The organism is Hydrogenophaga sp. GW456-12-10-14-TSB4 (genome assembly GCF_059424305.1).
Window position 1 is genome coordinate 25,817 of the sequence record NZ_JBWKZH010000048.1, and the last position, 20,724, is coordinate 46,540.

The 20,724-nt window shown below is 70.3% G+C and carries 17 protein-coding genes; 13 read left to right on the forward strand and 4 right to left on the reverse strand.

Features of this window, described 5'->3' with window-relative positions; translation table 11 throughout:
• Window positions 1-4: 4 nt before the first annotated feature.
• The 8 genes from AC07ZS_RS20950 (at window position 5) to AC07ZS_RS20985 (ending at window position 10,958) form a co-directional block, all read left to right on the forward strand.
• Window positions 5-3,187 (forward strand): efflux RND transporter permease subunit, encoded by a 3,183-nt coding sequence (locus tag AC07ZS_RS20950; protein WP_494800457.1) that lies wholly within the window; start codon window positions 5-7, stop codon window positions 3,185-3,187.
• A 51-nt stretch (window positions 3,188-3,238) separates the two neighbouring features.
• Window positions 3,239-3,934 (forward strand): protein-L-isoaspartate O-methyltransferase family protein, encoded by a 696-nt coding sequence (locus AC07ZS_RS20955; RefSeq protein ID WP_494800458.1) that lies wholly within the window; start codon window positions 3,239-3,241, stop codon window positions 3,932-3,934.
• 35 nt (window positions 3,935-3,969) lie between these two features.
• A complete protein-coding gene (locus AC07ZS_RS20960; RefSeq protein ID WP_494800459.1) occupies window positions 3,970-4,320 on the forward strand; it encodes a rhodanese-like domain-containing protein in 351 nt (116 codons plus the stop codon).
• Between the two features lie 172 nt (window positions 4,321-4,492).
• Entirely contained in the window at window positions 4,493-5,851 is a 1,359-nt protein-coding gene (locus tag AC07ZS_RS20965; RefSeq protein WP_494800460.1) for a TolC family outer membrane protein, read from the forward strand.
• Window positions 5,852-5,915: 64 nt separating this feature from the next.
• Entirely contained in the window at window positions 5,916-6,656 is a 741-nt protein-coding gene (locus AC07ZS_RS20970) for a glycosyltransferase (protein WP_494800461.1), read from the forward strand.
• A complete protein-coding gene (locus tag AC07ZS_RS20975) occupies window positions 6,632-8,662 on the forward strand; it encodes a 3-deoxy-D-manno-octulosonic acid kinase (protein WP_494800462.1) in 2,031 nt (676 codons plus the stop codon). Before AC07ZS_RS20970 ends, AC07ZS_RS20975 begins: the two co-directional genes overlap by 25 nt.
• A complete protein-coding gene (locus AC07ZS_RS20980) occupies window positions 8,659-9,894 on the forward strand; it encodes an O-antigen ligase family protein (RefSeq protein ID WP_494800463.1) in 1,236 nt (411 codons plus the stop codon). Before AC07ZS_RS20975 ends, AC07ZS_RS20980 begins: the two co-directional genes overlap by 4 nt.
• Entirely contained in the window at window positions 9,891-10,958 is a 1,068-nt protein-coding gene (locus tag AC07ZS_RS20985) for a glycosyltransferase family protein (RefSeq protein WP_494800464.1), read from the forward strand. The genes AC07ZS_RS20980 and AC07ZS_RS20985 overlap by 4 nt, the downstream gene beginning before the upstream one ends.
• A 7-nt stretch (window positions 10,959-10,965) precedes the next feature.
• Here AC07ZS_RS20985 and AC07ZS_RS20990 read toward each other — a convergent pair whose 3' ends face one another.
• The 3 genes from AC07ZS_RS20990 to AC07ZS_RS21000 are packed head-to-tail and all read right to left on the reverse strand — an operon-like array spanning window position 10,966 to window position 14,155.
• Window positions 10,966-11,868 (reverse strand): glycosyltransferase family 17 protein, encoded by a 903-nt coding sequence (locus AC07ZS_RS20990; protein WP_494800465.1) that lies wholly within the window; start codon window positions 11,866-11,868, stop codon window positions 10,966-10,968.
• 36 nt (window positions 11,869-11,904) lie between these two features.
• Entirely contained in the window at window positions 11,905-12,771 is an 867-nt protein-coding gene (locus AC07ZS_RS20995; protein ID WP_494800466.1) for a glycosyltransferase family 2 protein, read from the reverse strand.
• A 1-nt stretch (window position 12,772) separates the two neighbouring features.
• The gene (locus AC07ZS_RS21000) at window positions 12,773-14,155 is read right to left on the reverse strand and encodes a phosphomannomutase/phosphoglucomutase (RefSeq protein ID WP_494800467.1); all 1,383 of its coding nucleotides are present in this window, start codon (window positions 14,153-14,155) and stop codon (window positions 12,773-12,775) included.
• Between the two features lie 119 nt (window positions 14,156-14,274).
• Here AC07ZS_RS21000 and AC07ZS_RS21005 point away from each other — a divergent pair, with 119 nt between their 5' ends.
• The 3 genes from AC07ZS_RS21005 to AC07ZS_RS21015 all read left to right on the forward strand — a co-directional run bounded on the left by AC07ZS_RS21005 (window position 14,275) and on the right by AC07ZS_RS21015 (window position 17,303).
• Complete coding sequence (locus AC07ZS_RS21005; protein WP_494800468.1) at window positions 14,275-15,789, forward strand: DNA-3-methyladenine glycosylase 2 family protein; 1,515 nt, start codon at window positions 14,275-14,277, stop codon at window positions 15,787-15,789.
• On the forward strand, window positions 15,786-16,286 hold the full coding sequence (locus tag AC07ZS_RS21010; protein ID WP_494800469.1) for a methylated-DNA--[protein]-cysteine S-methyltransferase: 501 nt from the start codon (window positions 15,786-15,788) through the stop codon (window positions 16,284-16,286). The genes AC07ZS_RS21005 and AC07ZS_RS21010 overlap by 4 nt, the downstream gene beginning before the upstream one ends.
• A 105-nt stretch (window positions 16,287-16,391) precedes the next feature.
• The gene (locus AC07ZS_RS21015; RefSeq protein ID WP_494800470.1) at window positions 16,392-17,303 is read left to right on the forward strand and encodes a DMT family transporter; all 912 of its coding nucleotides are present in this window, start codon (window positions 16,392-16,394) and stop codon (window positions 17,301-17,303) included.
• An 8-nt stretch (window positions 17,304-17,311) separates the two neighbouring features.
• On the opposite strand, the gene AC07ZS_RS21020 is transcribed toward AC07ZS_RS21015, so the two are convergent.
• Window positions 17,312-18,280: a LysR family transcriptional regulator gene (locus AC07ZS_RS21020; protein WP_494800471.1), complete on the reverse strand. Its 969-nt coding sequence runs from the start codon at window positions 18,278-18,280 to the stop codon at window positions 17,312-17,314.
• Between the two features lie 132 nt (window positions 18,281-18,412).
• On the opposite strand from AC07ZS_RS21020, the gene AC07ZS_RS21025 reads away from it, so the two are divergent.
• Complete coding sequence (locus tag AC07ZS_RS21025; protein WP_494800472.1) at window positions 18,413-19,372, forward strand: Bug family tripartite tricarboxylate transporter substrate binding protein; 960 nt, start codon at window positions 18,413-18,415, stop codon at window positions 19,370-19,372.
• Window positions 19,373-19,468: 96 nt separating this feature from the next.
• Window positions 19,469-20,617, forward strand: coding sequence for an iron-containing alcohol dehydrogenase (locus AC07ZS_RS21030; protein WP_494800473.1), 1,149 nt, complete (start codon window positions 19,469-19,471; stop codon window positions 20,615-20,617).
• Window positions 20,618-20,724 lie beyond the last annotated feature (107 nt).

Consider the following 20,724-nt stretch of genomic DNA (forward strand, 5'->3'; position numbering starts at 1 on the left):
CACCATGTGGTTCACCCAGGTCTCGCTGCGCAACCCGGTCTTCGCCACGATGGTGATGATCGCCTTCGTGGTGCTGGGCCTGTTTTCGTTCCAGCGCCTGCAGGTCGACCAGTTCCCCAACATCGACTTCCCGGTGGTGGTGGTGCAGGTGGCCTACCCGGGTGCCTCGCCGGAGATCGTCGAGTCCGAGGTCACCAAGAAGGTCGAGGAAGCGGTCAACGCGATCGCCGGCGTCAACACCCTGACCTCGCGCAGCTACGAAGGCCAGTCGCTCGTCATCATTGAATTCCAGCTGACGGTGGACGGGCGCAAGGCGGCCGAGGACGTGCGCGAGAAGATCGCCATCCTGCGCCCGGTGTTCCGCGACGAGGTGGAAGAACCGCGCGTGCTGCGCTTCGATCCCGCCAGCCGCTCGATCTGGTCGGTGGCCGTGATCCCCCAGGCGGCGGACGGCAAGACACCGAGTGCGGTCGAGCTCACCACCTGGGCCGAACAGGTCCTCAAGAAGCGGCTGGAGAACGTGCGCGGCGTGGGGTCGGTGACGCTGGTGGGCGCGACGCGGCGCGCCGTCAACATCGACCTCGACCCCTCCGCCATGGAAGCGCTGGGCGTGACCCCCGAGCAGGTCAACGCCGCCGTGCGCAACGAGAACCAGGACCTGCCGGTGGGCACGCTCAAGGCCGGCGAGGCCGAGCGCGTGGTGCAGCTGCTCTCGCGGCTGCAGAACCCGCAGGATTTCGAGCACATCATCGTCGCGCGCCGCGGCGGCCAGGCGGTGCGCCTGGGCCAGGTGGCGCGCGTGAGCGACGGCACGCAGGAAGTGGAAAGCCTGGCGCTCTACAACGGCCAGCGCACCCTGCTGCTGCAGGTGCAGAAGGCGCAGGACGAGAACACCATCGCCGTGACCGACGGCCTGAAGGCCGCCGTGGCCGCGCTGGGCGCGGAGCTGCCACCCGGCGTGCGGCTGGAGCAGATCGCCGATGGTTCGCGGCCGATCCGCGTCTCGGTCGAGAACGTGCGCCGCACCCTGATCGAGGGCGCGGTGCTCACCGTGCTGATCGTGTTCCTGTTCCTGAACTCCTGGCGCTCGACCGTCATCACCGGCCTCACGCTGCCGATCGCGCTCATCGGCACCTTCTTCTTCATGAACCTGTTCGGGTTCACCATCAACATGATCACGCTGATGGCGCTCACGCTCTCGGTGGGCCTGCTGATCGACGACGCCATCGTGGTGCGCGAGAACATCGTGCGCCACGTGCAGATGGGCAAGCGCCCGTTCGACGCGGCCATGGACGGCACGCAGGAGATCGGCCTGGCGGTGCTGGCCACCACGCTGTCCATCGTGGCCGTGTTCCTGCCCATCGGCTTCATGGGCGGCATCATCGGCAAGTTCTTCCACGAGTTCGGCATCACCATGGTGGCGGCGGTGCTGATCTCGATGTTCGTGAGCTTCACGCTCGACCCCATGCTGTCCTCGGTCTGGCACGACCCGGAGATCGAGAAACACGGCCACCCCGGCACCGGCCCGAAAACCCTCTACGACCGGACCATCGGCCGCGTGACCGGCTGGTTCGACCGCTTCCAGGACGACCTGAGCCACACCTACCAGGGCACGCTGCGCTGGTCGCTCAAGCACAAGCTGGCCACGCTGGGCCTGGCGCTGGCCACCTTCGTGGGCAGCCTGTTCATCCTGCCGCTGCTGGGCACCGAGTTCGTGCCCACGGCCGACTTCTCCGAGACCTCGCTGAGTTTTCACACGCCGGTGGGTTCCTCGCTGGAGGCCACCGAGGCCAAGACGCGCGAGGTCGAGGGCATCCTGCGCAGCTTCCCCGAGGTGAAGTACACCCTGTCCACGCTGAACACCGGCAACGCCCAGGGCGCCATGTACGCCAGCATCTATGTGCGCCTGACCGACCGGCACGAGCGCACGCTGAGCGCGGTGGAGATGTCGGCGCGCCTGCGCGAGCGGCTGCGCAGCGTGCCGGGCATCACCGTGACGCACGTCGGCCTGCTCGACGCGGTGGGCGGCAACAAGCAGGTGGAGTTCTCGCTGCAGGGCGACGACCTGGCCGAGCTGGAGCGCCTGACGCAGACGGTGATGGAGCGCATCCGCCCCATCGTCGGCCTGGTCGACCTGGACGCCAGCGTGAAGCCCAACAAGCCGACGGTGGACGTGAAGATGAAGCGCGACCTGGCCTCCGACGTGGGCGTGAGCGTGAGCACGGTGGGCGCCAGCCTGCGCACGCTGGTGGCCGGCACCACGGTGGGCAACTGGCGGGCGGCCGACGGCCAGAGCTACGACGTCAATGTGCGCCTGGCGCCCGGCGGGCGCGAACGCGCGAGCGACCTGGAGCAACTGCCCTTCGTGGTCGGCACCGCCGCCGACGGCACGGCGCGCGTGGTGCGCCTGGGCCAGGTGGCCGACGTGGTGGACGCCACCGGCCCGAACCAGATCAACCGCCGCAACCTCAACCGCGAGGTGTCGATCAACGCCAACGTCTACGGCCGCTCGCCGGGCGAGGTCTCGGCGGAAATCCGGCAGGTGCTCGATGCCATCGCCTTCCCGCCCGGCTACCGCTACGAGTTCGGCGGCTCCACCAAGAACATGCAGGAGTCCTTCGGCTATGCCGTCTCGGCGCTGGCCCTGGCCATCATCTTCATCTACATGATCCTGGCCAGCCAGTTCCAGAGCTTCCTGCAGCCGCTGGCGCTCATGACCTCGCTGCCGCTCACCCTCATCGGCGTGGCGCTCACCCTGCTCATGTTCGGCTCCAGCATGAGCATGTTCTCGGTCATCGGCATCGTGCTGCTGATGGGCCTGGTGACCAAGAACGCGATCCTGCTGGTCGATTTCGCGATCCGCGCGCGCGAAGGCCGTGCCGGCGAGCCGCCGATGGACCGCGAGTCCGCCCTGCTGCTGGCCGCGCGCGTGCGGCTGCGCCCCATTCTAATGACCACGCTGGCCATGGTGTTCGGCATGGTGCCGCTGGCGTTCGCGCTCACCGAAGGCTCGGAACAGCGCGCTCCCATGGGCCAGGCTGTCATTGGCGGCGTCATCACCTCCTCGCTGCTCACCCTGGTGGTGGTGCCGGTGGTCTATTGCTACATGGACGACCTCGCCGCCTGGTTCCGCCGCCGGCTGGGCCTGTCGATACCCCCCCCTGCTCCCCGGGAGTCCACTCCTTAGAATCTTGCGGTTCCCCGCTTTCCCGCAACCCGTTTTCCACGAGTTCATGCCATGACCACTTCCTCCGCCCTCAGCCTGAGCCAGGCCCGTTTCAACATGATCGAGCAGCAGATCCGCCCCTGGGATGTGCTCGACGCCCGCGTGCTCGACCTGCTGGACCGCGTGCACCGCGAGCAGTTCGTGCCCGCCGCGCACCGGTCGCTGGCCTTCGCCGACATGGAACTGCCCCTGAGCAGCCCGGCCGTGGACGGCCAGGTGATGCTCGCGCCCAGGGTCGAGGCGCGCCTGGTGCAGGACCTGATGCTCAAGCCCACCGACAAGGTGCTGGAAATCGGCGCCGGCAGCGGCCACATGGCCGCGATGCTGGCCAGCCTGGCGCAGCGCGTCGTGTCGATCGAAATCGACGAGGCGCTGGCCCGCCTGGCGCGCGAGAACCTGCAGAAGGCCGGCATCGGCAACGCCGAGGTGCGCTGCGCCGACGCGGCCGCCAACGGCTTTGCGGCCTGCAAGGACGGTGGGCCGTTCGACGCCATCGTGCTCAGCGGCTCGGTCGCCGAGATCCCGTCGGCCCTGCTGACGCTGCTGGCCCCGGGCGGCCGCCTGGCCGCCATCGTCGGATTCGAGCCCATGATGCGCGCCACCATCGTCACCCGCACCGGCGAAGCGGCCTTCCAGACCGCCCAGCCCTGGGACACCGTCGCCCCCCGCCTGCGCCACTTCCCCGAGCCTTCGCGCTTCCGGTTCTGAACCCGGCCCCCCTTCAACGACCACGGACCGCCGCCATGAAGTCGATCACCCCCGCCCAACTGCCCGACTGGCTGCAACAGGCCGCCGACCCCGTCCCCACCGACGCCCTGCCCGTGGTGCTGGACGTGCGCGAGCCCTGGGAACTGCAGACCGCCTCCGTGAAGCCCGAGGGCTTCGAGCTGCGCGCCATGCCGATGCGCACGGTGCCGGCGCGCCTGCTGGAACTCGACCGGCACCAGCCGATCGCCGTGCTGTGCCACCACGGTGGCCGCAGCGCGCAGGTAGTGCAGTTCCTGGAAGGCAACGGCTTCACCCGCGTCGTGAACATCGACGGCGGCATCCATGCCTGGTCGCAGCAGCGCGACCCTGGCGTGCCGGTGTACTGAAATGAAACTCCCCCCTGCGCCGCTTCGCGGCTTCCCCCCTCCGTGGCGCGCCTTCGGCGCTTCGAGGGGGGACGGCATCTCGGGCCGGCAAAGCCGGACCCTGGATGCCCCTGGGGGGGTTGCCTCTCTCGCGAGTCTCTCCGCACCTCCGCCCCGCTCCAAGGAACACCGCATGAAAGCAGCTTCGTCCGCTCGCCAAACGTCTGCCAACCGCCCGCTGTTGCCGCTGGCGGTCATGCTGGCGCTGGGTTCGCTCACCACCGGTGCCCAGGCTCAGAGCCTGGTGCAGCTGTACGAGGCCGCGCGCGGGTTCGATGCCACCTACCTGTCGGCCCGCTCGCAGTACGACGCCTCCCTGGCCCAGGCCGCCCAGGCGCGCGCCGGGCTGCTGCCGCAGGCCGGGCTGGGTGCCGCCGCGACCTGGGCGCGGCGCGAGGTCAGCAACTACAGCGCACTCGACGGCAACAGCAACAACCAGAGCGCCACGCTTTCGGCCAGCCAGCCGCTTTACCGCCCCGCCAACCGGATCGCCAACGAGCAGGCCGAACTGAGCACCGACATCGCCAAGGCCCGGCTCACCCTGGCCGAGCAGGACCTGATCGTGCGCACCTCGCAGGCCTATTTCGACGTGCTCGCGGCGCAGGACACGCTGGCCTTCGTGCAGGCGCAGAAGACCGCGGTGGCCGAGCAGCTGGCCGCGGCCAAGCGCAACTTCGAGGTCGGCACCACCACCATCACCGACTCGCGCGAAGCGCAGGCCCAGTACGACCTGGTGCTGGCGCGGGAAATCGCGGCCGAGAACGACCTGCGCGTGAAGAAGCTCGCGCTCAACCAGCTGGTGGGCCGCCCGGCCGTGGAGCCCCGCCCGCTGGCCGCGCCCGTGACCCTGCCCGAGCTGCTGCCGGCCGACCCGCAGGCCTGGGTGGACCGCAACGCCGGCACGCACCCGAGCATCCTGCAGGCCACCCGCAACCTGGAAATCGCCCAGCTGGAGACCAGCAAGGCCGAGGCCGGGCACAAGCCCACGCTGGACCTGGTCGGCCAGTACCAGGTGGCGCGCGGCCCCATGACCACCCTGCCCGTCGCCGGCAACGTGCGCACCAACACCGCCAGCGTGGGCGTGCAGTTCAACCTGCCGCTGTTCGCCGGCTTCGCGGTGCAGAACCGCGTGAAGGAAACGCTGGCCCTGGAAGAAAAAGCCCGCACCGACCTCGAAGCCGCGCGCCGGGGCGTGGACCTCTCCACGCGCAGCGCCTACCTGGGCGTGGTCTCGGGCCAGGGCCAGGTCCGCGCCCTGCAGGCCGCTGAAGCCTCCAGCCAGAGCGCGCTGGACGCCAACCGCCTGGGCTACCAGGTGGGCGTGCGCATCAACATCGACGTGCTCAATGCCCAGAGCCAGCTGTTCCAGACCAAGCGCGACCTGGCCCAGGCGCGCTACAACGTGCTGCTGAGCAGCCTGCGCCTGCGCCAGGCCAGCGGCGCCCTGCTGCCCGAAGACCTGCTGCCCATCGATTCGCTGCTGGCGAAGTGAGCTCCGCTACACTCGACCGCCAAGTCGGCCCCAGCCGACAGGAAGCACCGCAGAAGAGGAAGCCATGCAGACCGTCAACGTGTTGTGCATCAAATGGGGCAAGAAGTACGGCCCCGAGTACGTCAACAAACTCCACAGCATGGTGTCCCGGCACCTGCACCGGCCGTTCCGCTTCGTCTGCCTGACCGACGACGGCGAAGGCATCCATCCCGCCGTCGAGGTCAAACCCATCCCCGCGGTGGGTTTCGACGAATTCGACCAGCGCAAACCCTGGAGCTTCGGCCACGGCTGGCTCAAGCTCACCAGCTTCGCCGACCCGCTGTACGACCTGACCGGCCAGACGCTTTTTCTCGACCTGGACATCGTCATCGTCGACAGCCTGGACGAGTTCTTCGACCAGCCCGGCACCTTCATCGTCATCAAGGAATGGGACAAGAAGGACGGCACGGGCAACACCTCGTGCTACCTCTACACCATCGGCGCGCACGCCGACGCCCTGGAGCACCTGAAGCAGGGCTACCCCGAGTCGATCGCCGACGTGCGCAACGAGCAGGAATACATCACCGGCTACCTCAACCGGCAGGGCAAGGTCAGCTACTGGCCCGAGGCCTGGTGCCGCAGCTTCAAGCGCCATTGCATGCGCCGGGGCATCATGGGCTGGTTCTCGCCGCCCACCGTGCCGCCCGGCGCCAAGATCATCGTGTTCCATGGCAAACCCAACCCGCCCGATGTCATTGCCGGCGTGAGCGGCAAGTGGTACCGGCGGGTGCTGCCGGCCCAATGGGTCGCCGACCATTGGCGCTGAGCCCGGTCTCCCTGCCCCATCGGGCGTACCGACTGCTCAGCCGTGCGCTGGCCGCGCCCCTGCTGGGCTGGCTGTGGTGGCGTGGCCGGCGTGAGCCCGGTTACCGCCAGAACCTGCGGCACCGCCTGGGCTTCATCCCTGTCGACCCCGAGCAGCTCGGCTGCATCTGGGTCCACGCCGCCTCGGTGGGCGAGGTGCAGGCCATGCAGCCGCTGCTGCACGCCCTGCTCGAAGAATGGCCGGCCCACGCGGTGGTCGTCAGCACCCAGACGCCCACCGGCGCGCGCGCCCTGCAGGCCCACTGGGGCGACCAGATCCGCCACGTCTATGCACCCATCGACACGCCCGGCGCCGTCGCCCGCTTCCTGAACCGGCTGCAGCCCCGGCTGCTGATCCTGGTGGAGCGCGAACTGTGGCCCGAATGGCTGCTGCAATGCCGGGCCCATGCCATCCCGGTGGCGCTCGTCAATGCGCGCCTCTCCGAAGGCTCGGCGCGCACCTACCGGCGCTGGCCGGGGCTGATGCGCCCGGTCTGGCCGCAGCTCACCGTGGCCGCCGCCGACACCGCCAGCGCCCAGCGCCTGCGCGAGCTGGGCGTGCCCCCGGCGCGCCTGCACGAGACCGGCAACCTGAAGTTCGACGTCGCCGTGCCGGCGGCCCGCGTGGCGCTGCCGCCCGAGCTGCAGGAGCGCACCCTGGTGGTGGCAGGCAGCACGCACGAAGGCGACGAAGTCGCCTGGCTGGCGATCTGGCGGGAGCTCGCGCCCGTCAACCCGAGCTGGCTGCTGGTGCTGGTGCCGCGCCACCCCCAGCGCTTCGACGAGGTCGCGGACCACCTGCAGCACAGCGGCCTGGCCTTCGTGCGCCGCAGCAGCGGGCAGGTGGTGGCGCCAGGCACCCAGGTGCTGCTGGTCGATGCCATGGGCGAGCTCATGCACTGGTACCAGCACGCCTCGCTGTGTTTCGTGGGTGGAACGCTCGCGCCGGTGGGTGGGCACAACCCGCTGGAGCCGATGTCGGTCGGCCAGCCGGTGCTGTTCGGCCCGCACGTCCACAATGCGGCGCCCTTGTTCGAGGAAATCGCGCGCAGCGGTGCCGGCGAGTGCGTGCGCAGCGCGCGCGAACTCGCGGCGGCGGTGCAGCGCTGGCTGGTGCAGCCCGAGACCTGGCAGCGCCGGGCCGACGCCGCGCGCGAACTCATCGCCCGCAACCGGGGCGCCTCGGCGCGCACCCTGGCCGTCGTGCGGCCGCTCTGGCAGCCGGCGCAGACCGACAACATCTCGCACGTGCGCACCGCGGTCAGCGCCGGCCGCACCTGCTGGTTCGACCCCCACCACCTGAGCCAGGTCTCGGCGCACCACTTCGACCCGATCGCCCATGTGGGCGGCACCGCCCTGGCCACCGGCAGCGGTCGCGGGCAGGCGATGCTGGTCCACGAGGGTGAGCACGCCTACGTTCTGCGCCACTACCGGCGCGGCGGCCTGATGGCCCGCCTCAGCCACGACCGCTTCTGGCGCGCCGCACCGCACGACAGCCGCGCGATGCGCGAATTCACCTTGCTGCGCCTGATGCGCTCCTGGCAACTGCCGGTGCCCGAGCCGGTGGCGGCGAGCCACTGGCCGCGCGCCGGGCTGTTCTATGAAGCGGACATCCTCGTCGGCCTGATCCCGGGCAGCGCGAACGTGGTGCAGGCGCTGCAGCGGCGCTCGCTGGCGCCGGCCGACTGGCAGGCCCTGGGCCGCGCGATCCGGCAACTGCACGACCGGCAGGTCTTCCATTCCGACCTGAACGCCCACAACCTGCTGCTCGACCGCACCGGCCAGGCCTGGGTGGTGGACTTCGACAAATGCGAGGTGCGCACGGGCGACGACTGGAAGCCGAAGAACCTGGCGCGGCTGCTGCGCTCGCTGCGCAAGGAAGCCACCCGCGTCACCCCGTACCACTGGGCCGAAGCCGACTGGGCCCTGCTGATGGCCGGCTACGAAGGCCCCGCCACCGCCCCATGACCCCCTCCTCCTTCCTTCAACGGGGCGCGCAGGCCTCGCTCGTGCTGGTCTTCTTCGCCTTCCCGATGTCGGTCGCGCTGGCCAACGTCGGCCTGCTGCTCACCCTGGTGTTCTGGCTGCTGGGTTGCTTCTGGGGCAGCTCGTTGCGCGACACCGGGCAGGCGCTGCGCAACCCCCTGGCGCCGCCGGCCCTGGCGCTGTTCGCCTGGATCGCGGTCGCGGCCCTGTGGTCGCCGGCCGACCTGTCGCTCACCGGCGCGGCGCTGGGCAAATACGCCAAGCTGCTGTGGGTGCCGATCTTCATCGGCCTGCTCGGCGACCCGGCCACCCGCCGCCGCTGCGGGCAGGCCTTTGCGCTGGCCATGCTGTTCACGCTGGCGGTGACCTGGCTCAACGTCTGGTTCGACTTTGCCTGGACGCGCACGCACAACCAGGGCTTCGGCGAGGACCACACGGTGTTCAAGGACCGCATCGCGCAGGGCATCCTGATGTCGTTCTTCACCGTGATGGCCCTGCACCACGCGGTGCGCGCGCCCACGCGGGCGCGTGCGGTGCTCGCGGCCGTGGTGGCCGCGCTGGCGGCGATCAGCGTGCTGTTCCTGTCCTCGGGTCGCACCGGCTACCTGGCCCTGCTGCTGGCCCTGGTGGTGTTCGCGCTCTTCGCGGTCGGCCTGCGCCCGCGCCGGCTGGCCCTCGCGGCGCTGGTCCTGGCCGCCGTGATGGCCGTGACCTTCACCACCTCGACCCAGCTGCGGTCGCGGGTCAACGAGGCCTGGATCGAGGCGCAGAACAGCCGCATCACGGTCCCCGTCACCTCCGCGGGCGCCCGCGTGGAGATGAACCGCTACACGCTGAAGAGTGCGCTGGAACACCCTGTGCTCGGCCACGGCACCGCGTCCTACCCGGTGCTGGCGCCGGCGCACTTCACCGACCCTTCGTGGTGCGCCGTGGTCTGCGTGCACCCGCACAACCAGTTCGCCTTCTTCCTGTTCGAGCAAGGCCTGATCGGCCTGGCCCTGTTCCTGTGGTTCGTGTTCGCCATCGCCCGGCAGGCCTGGCGCGAAGACACGCCGCGCCGCGCGCTGATGATGGGTTTCCTGGCGGTGCTGCTGGCCGCCAACATGACGCACAGTTCGTTCTGGCTGTCCACCGAGAACCACTTCTTCATCCTGATGTCCGTGCTGCTGATGGCGGCCGTCCCCCCGCGTCCGGGGCGCCGCGCAAGCCCATGACGAAAACCATCGCCTTTCACTCCAACCAGCTGTCGATCCGGGGCACCGAGGTCGCGCTGTACGACTACGCGCTGAACGCCGAAAGCGTGCTGGGCCACCGCAGCCTGGTGGTCTACAACGCCGACAGCCCGCACAACAGCTCCGAGGCCCTGGCCAAGTTCGGTGCGCGTTTCGAGGTGGTGGGCTACCGCCGGGCGGACGAACTCGATGCCCTGCTCGCCCGGCACAAGGCCGACTTGCTGTACGCCATCAAGGCCGGCAAGAACGACGGCCTCTGGTCGCGCACGGTGCCGACCATGGTGCATGCGGTCTTCCCGACCCACCCCGCGCAGGCGCACGGCGCTTCGTTCGCCTTCATCTCCGAGTGGCTGAGCCGGCACTGCGCGAACGGCAAGATCCCCAGCGTGCCGCACATCGTGGAGCTGCCCGATGTGGACGGCGACCTTCGCGGTGAACTCGGCATACCGTCCCAGGCCAAGGTGCTGGGCTGCCACGGCGGCACCCACAGCTTCGACGTGCCCAGCGCGATCGAGGCGGTGCGCCAGGTGCTGGCGCGCTCGCCCGACACCTGGTTCGTCTTTCTCAACATCGCTCCCTTCGTGGACCACCCGCGCGCCCGCTTCCTGCCGGGCAGCAGCGACATGGTCTACAAGACGCGTTTCATCAACACCTGCGACGCCATGCTGCACGCGCGGCTGCAGGGCGAATCCTTCGGTCTGGCGTGCGGCGAGTTCTCGATCCGCAACAAGCCGGTGATCACCTACGCGGGCAGCAAGCACCGGCACCACATCGATGTGCTGGGCGACGCCGGGTTCTACTACACCGACGCGCGCTCGCTGGTGGACATCATCGAGAAGCTGGACCCGCAGGACCTCCGGCGCCGCCACTGGGACCGGTATTCCGCGCTCTACAACCGCGAGGTGGTGATGGGCCTGTTCGACCGGCACCTGATCCAGCCCGCACTGCGCAACCCCGACCGCGCCAGGCCCCAGTTGAACCTGCGCTGGGCCGATCGGCTGCCGTACTACCGGCTCAAGCTGAGCATGCGCTTCGGCCGCCGCTGAATCGGCCTCACCAGGCGTTCCACAGGCGCAGCCGGAGCTTCTCCCAGGCCGACGGCTTGCCCCCGGCGGCGCGGCGCGCGGCGAGCAAGGCGTGCACATTGCCCACCGGCTGGATCGCCGCAGGCGAAAACAGCTCGGGGCGTTGCGCGAACCATTGCGCCACCACCGAGTTGCCGAAGTCGCCCATGTGCACACGGCCCCAGCGCTTGGCCCGGCGGTAGATGTCCTTGCCCGCGTGAATGCGGGCCAGGTTCTTCGCCCGGTCCTTGTAGCGCGGCTTGTTGAGGTTCTGGTGCGAAAAGCGTTCGAGCTTGCGCTCGATCATGTCCATGCCGCCCAGGTAGCTGAAGTGCCAGCCGGCATCGCGCACCTCGACGGTCTCCACCGCCGCGCGCAAGCCCGCGTCGTTGCGGATGTCTTCAGCCTCGTGGGCGAGCGCGTAAGCCCCGTTGACCGCCACCGCCTTGCGCCAGAACGGCTCCGACACCATGAGGTAGTCGCAGTAGAAGTACAGCATCAGCAGCTCGAAGACCTGGACGGTGCCGGGTTCGACGAGGCCGATCAGCTCGGGCCGGATGATCTCGTCCACGTCGGCAATGATCACCACGTCGTGTTCGGCCGCGTCCTCGTAGCCCCGGCGCAGCGCGTTGCGCTGCACGCGCTCGCGGTCCCAGGCGGTCTGGCAGCTCGCGAAGACCTCGGGCCCCAGCGGGATGTAGCGGATCTTGGAGCGGGCCCAGGCGTAGCGCTCGGCGTCGAACTGCAAGGCCTTCGCGGTGCCGGCGAAGGTGAGCTCGGCCTCGACGATCACGAAGTGGTCCACGCGGTCCCACTGGGTGCGCAGGCGCAGTTCCAGGCAGTCTTCACCGTCGAAGGTGATGCAGTCGTAGACCTTGTACGGAGATGGCATGGGGTTCTGTCCGGGGAAACGTTCACGCGGCGCGATTCAGTCGCGCAGCCGCCAGCGCACCAGGCCCATCCAGCGCCCCGCCATGCGCGCCAGCAGGCGCGGCGACCAGGCGATCGCGCGCAGCGGCAGGGCCACGGTGGTGCCCAGCAGCACCGTCCAGCGCTGGCGCCGCGCCTTCGCGTGAGAGCGGTGCTTGGCGGTGTAGATGAGCTTGGACTGCGCGTGGTGGTAGCCGCGCAGGTACTCGCTCTTCCAGGGCGTCTTGCCCTTGACCGAGCCGCGCGCGCGGTGCACGGCGGCCACGGCCGGCCACACCACGATGGGCCGCTGCTGCTGGAACAGCCGCAGGCAGAGGTCGTCGTCTTCGTAGTACAGGAAAAAGCGTTCGTCGAAAAAGCCCACGCCCTCGAAGCGCGAGAGCCGGAACAGCATGGCCGCACCGACCACGAAGCCCACGCAGGCCGGCCCTTCGGCGCCGGGCCCGCGCGAGGCCCAGGCGGTGCTGGGCCAGCGGTAATTCACGTCGGGCCGCCCGGGCGCGCCTTCGAGTTGCGGCGCCACGATGGCGGCCTCGGGCATGTCATTGGCCACGCGCACCAGCTCGCGCAGGCCCTCGGGCGTGACCTCGCAATCGGGGTTGACCAGCAGCGCCAGCGGCGTGCGCGTGGCGGCCAGGGCGCGGTTGTTCGCGGCACCGAAACCCAGGTTGCGGCCGTGCTCCAGCACGGTGGCCTGCGGCCAGCGCGCGCGCGCCAGCGAGGGCGTGTCGTCGGTGCTGCCGTTGTCCGAGATCACCACGTGCGGGCAGTGCGCAAGCAGCGCATCCAGCGCGTCCAGGCAATGGGCGCTGTGGTACGTGACCAGGACCACCGTGACCTGGTCGAGCAGATCGCCTTGGCTCATCTCAATGCGCACTGGCACCCAGCACGGCGTCGGGCTTGGCCTGCTTGAGCAAGGCCAGCATGGTGGCCTCGATGCGGTGCAGCGCCTCGGTGGTCTGGCCCTCGAAGCGCAGCACCAGCACCGGCGTGGTGTTGGAGGCGCGGATCAGGCCGAAGCCGTCGGGCCAGTCCACGCGCACGCCGTCGATGGTCGAGAGCCTCGCCGGGGCGTCGAACTTCGCCAGGGCGACCAGCTTGTCGACCACCGCGTGCGGCTCGCCCTCGGCGCAGGCCACGTTGAGCTCGGGCGTGCTGTGGCTGGTGGGCAAGGCGTTGAGCACCGCGCTGGCGTCGGGGCTGCGGCTGAGGATTTCCAGCAGGCGCGCGCCGGCGTAGGTGCCGTCGTCGAAGCCGAACCAGCGCTCCTTGAAGAAGATGTGGCCGCTCATCTCACCGCCCAGCGGGCTGTCCAGCTCCTTCATGCGCGCCTTGATCAGCGAGTGGCCGGTCTTGTAGATGTGGGCCACGCCGCCGGCCGCCTCGATCGCCGGGGCCAGGCGCTGCGAGCACTTCACGTCGAACACGATGTCGCCGCCGGGCACGCGCGAGAGCACGTCCTGCGCGAACAGGATCATCTGGCGGTCCGGGTAGATGGTCTGGCCGTCCTTGGTGACGATGCCCAGGCGGTCGCCGTCGCCGTCGAAGGCCAGGCCGAGTTCGGCGTCGGTCTCGCGCAGCGTGCGGATCACGTCCTGCAGGTTCTCGGGCTTGCTCGGGTCCGGGTGGTGGTTGGGGAAGTTGCCGTCCACCTCGCTGTAGAGCTCGATCACCTCGCAGCCCAGCGCGCGGAAGATCGCCGGGGCCGAGGCGCCGGCCACGCCGTTGCCGCAGTCCACCACCAGCTTCATGGGCCGCGCGAGCTTCGCGTCGGACACGATGCGGGCCTGGTAGGCCGCCTGCACGTTGATCAGGCGCACCCGCCCGCCGTCGGCGCGGCGGTGCGTCTCGGCTTCCATGGTCTTGCGCAGGGCCTGGATGTCCTCGCCGTAGATGGCGCGGCCGGCCAGCACCATCTTGAAACCGTTGTAGTCCTTGGGGTTGTGGCTGCCCGTGACCTGGATACCGCTGGTGCACAGCGTGGCGGCGGCGAAGTACAGCATGGGCGTGGTCGCCAGGCCGATGTCGATCACGTCCACCCCGGCGGCCACCAGGCCGCGGATCAGCGCGGCGGAGAGCCCCGGGCCGCTCAGGCGGCCGTCGCGGCCCACCGCCACGGTCTTTTCACCCAGCTCCAGCGCCCGGGTGCCGAAGGCCAGGCCCAGGGCCTCGGCCACGCCTTCGTTCAGCGCGGTGGGGGTGACGCCCCGGATGTCGTAGGCCTTGAAGATGGACGCGGCAACTTGCATGGGGGTTTTTCCTCGTGACGGGCAAAACGGGCATTGTAGGAGGGGGGTCCCCATGATGCCGGAGGCACATGTCCGGAAACGACCAGTCAGGACGGTCCGAACGGCCTACCATGGCAGCCATGAACCGCTCCGACCGCATCGACGAAGACGCCTGCTACCGCGCGCTGTGCTCGCACGACGCGCGCTTCGACGGCCAGTTCTTCACCGCCGTGACCTCCACCGGCATCTACTGCCGGCCGGTGTGCCGCGTGCGCACGCCCCGGCGCGAGAACTGCCGCTTCTTCACGCACGCGGCACAGGCCGAACAGGCGGGTTTTCGGCCCTGCCTGCGCTGCCGCCCCGAGCTGGCGCCGCGCGAGCGGCACTGGTCGACCGAAGACGCCTCCACCATCCTCCTGCAACAGGCCACGCTGTGGCTGGACGACCCGCAACACTGGCCCGACGACAACGGCGGCGCGATGGGCGAGCGCCTGGCGGCCCGGCTGGGCGTGAGCGACCGGCACCTGCGGCGCGTGTTCGAGGACCGCCTGGGCGTCTCGCCGCTGCAGTACCTGCTCACGCGCAAGCTGCTCACGGCCAAGCAGCTGCTGGCCGACACCGACCTGCCGGTCACCCAGATCGCCCTGGCCAGCGGCTTCGCCAGCGTGCGCCGCTTCAACGCGGCCTTTCTGGCGCACTACCGGCTCAACCCCACCCAGCTACGGCGCGAAACGGCCCCCCGCGGCACCGGCCAGGGCACCATGGTGCGGCTGGGTTACCGGCCGCCGTACGACGTGGCGGCCACCCTGGGCTTCTTCCGCCAGCGCCTGATCGACGGCGTGGCCTTCGTCGACGAAGAGCGCCTGCAACTGGGGCAGACCCTGCGCATGGAGCTGGGCGGGCGCACCCACCAGGGCTGGATGGTGGCCGGTTTCGACGAGGCACGCTGCCAGCTCGAACTGCGGGTCAGCGACGACCTGCGCGAGGTCTTGCCCCAGGTGATCCACCGCCTGCGCGCCGCGCTCGACCTGGACGCCGACCCGACGGCGATCAACGCCGTGCTGCACGGCGCGTTCCCGGCCGGCGACGGCCTGCGGGTGCCCGGCGCGCTCGACGGCTTCGAGCTCGCGGTGCGCGCGGTGCTCGGCCAGCAGATCACCGTGGCCGCCGCGCGCACGCTGGCGCAGCGGCTGGTGAACCGTTTCGGCGAAGCCATCGAGACGCCGCACGCCGGCCTCTCCCGCCTGTTCCCCACGCCCGCCGCGCTGGCACGGGCCGAAGGCGATGGCCTGGGCGAACTCGGCATCGTGCGCCAGCGCCAGGCCGCCATCGTGGCCCTGGCGCGCGGCGTGGCCGAGCAAGGCCTGGTGCTCAACGGCAGCGCCGACGTGCCCGCCACCCTCACCGCCCTCAAGGCCATGCCGGGCATCGGCGACTGGACCGCCCAGTACATCGCCATGCGCGCCCTGCGCTGGCCCGACGCCTTCCCCGCCGGCGACGTGGCCCTGCACAAGGTCATGGGCGTGCGCGAAAGCAAACACCCGGCCCGCGAGGCCGAAGCCGCCTCCCTGGCCTGGAAACCCTGGCGCAGCTACGCCGTCGTGCGCGCCTGGTCGGCCGGCCACGTCGTCTCATCCACAGGAGCATCCGAATGAAACACGATCCCCTCACCGTCTTCACCACCTGGCAAGGCCCGCTGGGCGCCATGACGCTGGCCGCCACACCGCGCGGCCTGAGCGGCGTCTGGTTCGATGGCCAGCGCCACGGCCCGGACAGCTCGGCCTGGCGCCGCGACCCCGAGCACCCGGTGCTGCGCCAGGCCATCGAACAGCTCACGCAGTACTTCGCCGGGCAGCGCCTGCAGTTCGAGCTGCCGCTGGACCTGAGCATGGGCACGCCCTTCCAGCAACAGGTGTGGCAGGCCTTGCTGGGCATCGCGCCCGGCGCCACCACCAGCTACGGGCGCCTGAGCGCGGCGATCGGCAAACCGGCCGCGGTGCGCGCGCTGGGGGCGGCGGTCGGCCGCAACCCGGTGAGCGTGGTGGTGCCCTGCCACCGCGTGCTGGGCACCGACGGCTCGCTCACCGGCTACGCGGGCGGGCTGGAGCGAAAAACCGCGCTGCTCTCGCTCGAAGGCGCCGCCAGCGCGTGAAGCGGCGCGACGAACGGCATTGTGCCGTTCCACTCATCAATCCACGCTCCATCCGGCATCAATCGCGTGCCGGCACGCCCGGGGCGCCATGCATACTTTGACGCCATGAGCCCCACCCTCGCCCTGGAATTCCTGCTGCTGGCCGCCCTGTGGGGTGCCTCTTTCCTGTTCATGCGCCTGGGCGGCGCCGAATTCGGCCCCCTGCCCACGGCCGGCCTGCGCGTCGCGCTCGCCGCCCTCTTCCTGCTGCCGGTGTTCCTGATCAAGGGCGTCTGGGCCGACTTCCGTGCGCGCGCCAAACTGATCCTGTTCGTCGGCCTGCTCAACTCGGGCATTCCCTTTGCGCTGTTCGCCTACGCGGTGCTGCACATCCCCACCGGGCTGACCTCCATCCTCAACGCCACCGTGCCGCTGTCGGGCGCGCTGGTGGCCTGGCTCTGGCTCAAGGACCGGCCGGGCGGCTCGCGCATGCTGGGCCTGGCGATCGGCTTCGCCGGCGTCACGCTGCTGGTGATCGGCAAGTCCGGCTTCAGCGCCACCGGCGTGGTGAGCGACGGCCCCGTCGCGAAAACGCTGGTCGCCATGGGCGCCTGCCTGCTGGCCACCCTGTTCTACGGCATCGCCGCGAGCTTCACCAAGCGCTACCTCACGGGCGCCCACCCCCTGGCCACCGCCACCGGCAGCCAGATCGGCGCGGCCCTGGGCCTGGCCATTCCCACCCTGTTGCTGTGGCCCAGCCAGCCGGTGAGCAGCACCGCCTGGGGCGCGGTGGCCGCCGTGGCGCTGCTGTGCACGGCCATCGCCTACATCCTGTTCTTCCACCTCATCGAGAAGGCCGGCCCGAGCCGCGCCCTGACGGTGACCTTCCTGGTGCCGGTGTTCGCGCTGGTCTACGGCTCGGTGTTCCTCAACGAGGTCATCACGCCCTGGATGATCGGCTGCGGCGTCGTCATCGTCTGCGGCACGGCCCTGTCCACCGGGCTGGTGCGGTTGGGCTGGCTGGAACGCGCGGCCTGAGGCCGGCCCTACTTCGCGGCGGAAGCGCGCGCCCGGGGCTTGCCCGACGAGGGCGAGCCGGGCAGCGACAGCGCCACTTCCTCGATGTAGCCGGCGAGCACCTGGGCCTCCTCGCTGAGCGGGCGGATGGCCGAGCGGTAGATCTCCGTCCCGAGCTCGATGCGGGGCCGGAAGGGCCGCGTGACGATGTCCGGGAAGATGCCGGTGGACAGCAGCATGGGGTTGATCAGCCCGATGCCCACGTTCTGCTGCACCAGCGCGCACACCCCCATCGAGGTGCTGGCGACGGTGCCGTGGCCGACCAGCACGCCGGCCTCCTGCAGCGTGGCGCGCACCAGGATGGAGGTGGGCGATTCCTCGGGCAGCGCGATCACCTCGGTGTCCACCAGGTCCTCGGGCCGCACCAGCGCCTTGGCCACCAGCGGGTGGCGCCGGTGCATGGCCACCACCAGCAGGTCCTCCGAGATGGTGTGCCGCTCGCACAACTCAACGGCGCTGATGGTGTTGGGCGCGGGCGGGTTGGTGACGCCCAGATCCACCTCGTGGTGAGCGACCTGGCGCAGCACCTCCGGCGGCCCCTCCACCCGCACCCGCACCTTGACCTGGGGGTGCGTGAGCTTGAAGCGCTGGATCGCGCCCGGCAGGATGGCGATCAGGGGCGGCGCGTGCGCCGCCACCGTCACCGTGCGGTTCGAGGCCTGGTCCAGCGTGGCGGCCTCGGCCAGCGCCCAGGCCAAATGGTTGGCCGCCTGCTCGGCGCGCGGCAGCAGGCGGCGGGCGGCGGCGGTGGGTTCGAGCCGGCCACCCTGGCGCGTGAACAGCTCGACGCCAATTTCCCGCTCCATCAGGCCCAGGGTCTTGCTCACAGCGGCCTTGGAGATGCCGAGCTTGAGCGCCGCCTCGCCCAGCCCGCGGCTGCGCATCACGGCGGTGAAGATCTGGAAGTGGCGGCCGTTGAGGAGCGAGGAGACGGTCATGGTGATCCGGGGGTGGGGGAGGCGAAAATCGTCAACCGGAGGTTAACAAGAAAGGCGCTTGAAGCGCCGACCCTCTCCCTAGAATTTCTTCACATCCCCTCATCCTCCACCCTCCAGACCAAGGTAATTCCCGTGATCCGCAAGCTGCTCCCCGCCCTGATCGTTTCGGTGCTCGCGCCCTGCGCCGTGGCCCAGTCGTTTCCCTCCAAACCAGTGACCATCGTGGTCTCGGTGCCGGCCGGCGGCACCATCGACGCCATTGCGCGCATGGTGGCCAAGGACATGGGCGAGGCCCTGGGCCAGCCGGTGGTGATCGACAACCGCGCGGGCGCCAACGGCAACATCGCCGCCGAGTTCGTGCGCCGCGCGCCGGCCGACGGCCACACGCTGCTGATGCTGGCCTCCAGCACGCTGACGCTGGGCCCCTACGTGATGGACAAGGTGCCCTTCGACCCGATCAAGGATTTCGCGCCCGTGGCCATGACGGCCGGCCTCAACATGGCGCTACTGGCGCACCCCAAGGTGGGCGTGAGCGACGTCAAGGGCCTGGTCGAGAAGATGAAGGCCAACCCCGGCAAGCTGAACTACTCCTCCACCGGCAACGGCTCCTTCCCCCACGTGGCGGGCGCCCTGCTGAACCTGGAAACCGACACCCAGGCCGAACACCTCGCCTACAAGGGCCTGGCCCCCTCGATCCAGGACCTGCTGGCCGGCGTGGTGGACTTCACCTTCGACTCCGGCAGCGCCATCCACGTGAAGGCCGGCAAGCTCAAGGCCCTCGCCGTGATCGGCCCCAAGCGCGCCGCCGCCCTGCCCGACGTGCCGACCTTCCGTGAAGTGGGCCTGCCCGAGCTGGAAAAGATCAGCGGCTGGCACGGCGTGTTTGCCCCCGCCGGCACGCCGGACGACGTGATCCGCCGCCTCAACGCCGAGATCAACAAGAGCCTGAAGAAGCCCGCCTCCATCGAGCGCGTGCAGGCCATGGGTTTCGAGAGCGTCACCACCACCCCGGCCGAGCTGGGCAACGTGCTGCGCAAGGACCACAAGACCTATGGTGAGCTGATCACGCGCACCAAGATCACCATCAACTGATCGCCCGGGGGCGCGCCGCCCCCTCTCCCCTCGCCTGTGAACGACATCGCCCGATCGAGGGCGAGGGGCCTTGCTTCGCCTTCCCTTTCCCGCTCCATGCCCGCCTTCCAATTCGAAACCCCGCCGCGCATCGTCTGTGAACGCGGTGCGGCCCTGCGGCTCGCCCCGCTCCTGCGCGGCGCCCGGCACGCCTTTGTCGTCACGGACGCCGGCCTGGTCCGCGCGGGCCTGATCGACGCCCCCGTCGCCGCGCTGCGCGAGGCCGGGCTGCGCGTGACGGTGCACGACAAGGTCGAAGCCGACCCGCCCGAGCACGTGGTGCTATCCGCGGTGGACGCGGCCCGCGCTGCCGGGGCCGACGCCGTCATCGGCCTGGGCGGCGGCAGCTCGCTGGACACCGCCAAACTGGTCGCGCTGCTCGCGGCCAGTCCACAGCCATTGGCCGACATCTATGGGCCGCAACGCGCCACCGGGCCGCGCCTGCCGCTGATTCAGATGCCGACCACGGCCGGCACGGGCTCCGAAGCCACACCCACCTCGGTGGTCTCCACCCCGGACCACCAGAAGCGCGGCGTCATCAGCTCGCTGCTGTTCCCCGACGTGGCGGTGCTCGACGCCGAGCTGACCCTGGCCCTGCCGCCCGCCCCCACCGCGATGACCGGCGTCGATGCCATGGTGCACGCCATCGAGGCCTACACCACCCGCCACCTGAAGAACCCCATTTCCGACGCGCTGGCGCTGCGCGCGCTCCAGCTGCTCGACCGCCACCTCGGGCGCGCGATCGCCCAGGGCGACGACATCGACGCCCGCGAGGGCATGCTGCTGGGCTCCCTGCTGGCCGGCATGGCCTTCGCCAACGCGCCGGTGGCCGCGATCCATGCCCTGGCCCACCCGCTGGGCAGCCACTTCCACGTGCCCCACGGCCTGGCCAACGCCCTGGTCATGGCGCCGGTGCTGCGCTTCAACCTGCCCGTGGCCGGCCCGCTCTACGCCGAGCTCGCACGGGCGCTCGACCCGTCGCTGCACGGCACGGGGGATGACGCGGCGGCCGAGGCCTTCATCGCCCGGATGGCCCGGCACCTCGCCCAGGCCCCGATCCCGCAGCGCCTGCGCGACGTGGGCATCGCCGCCAACGACCTGCCCACGCTGGCCGAGGCCGCCATGGGCGTGCAACGGCTGCTCGCCAACAACCCGCGCGAGCTGACCCAGATCGACGCCCTCGTCCTCTACACCCAGGCTCACTGACCCTCATGACCGACCCACTGCAAAGCTATTTCGCGGGCCAATGGCGCGACGCCTCGGGCCCGGAATACACCACCGAATACCCGCACGACGGCAGCACCGTCGCCCGC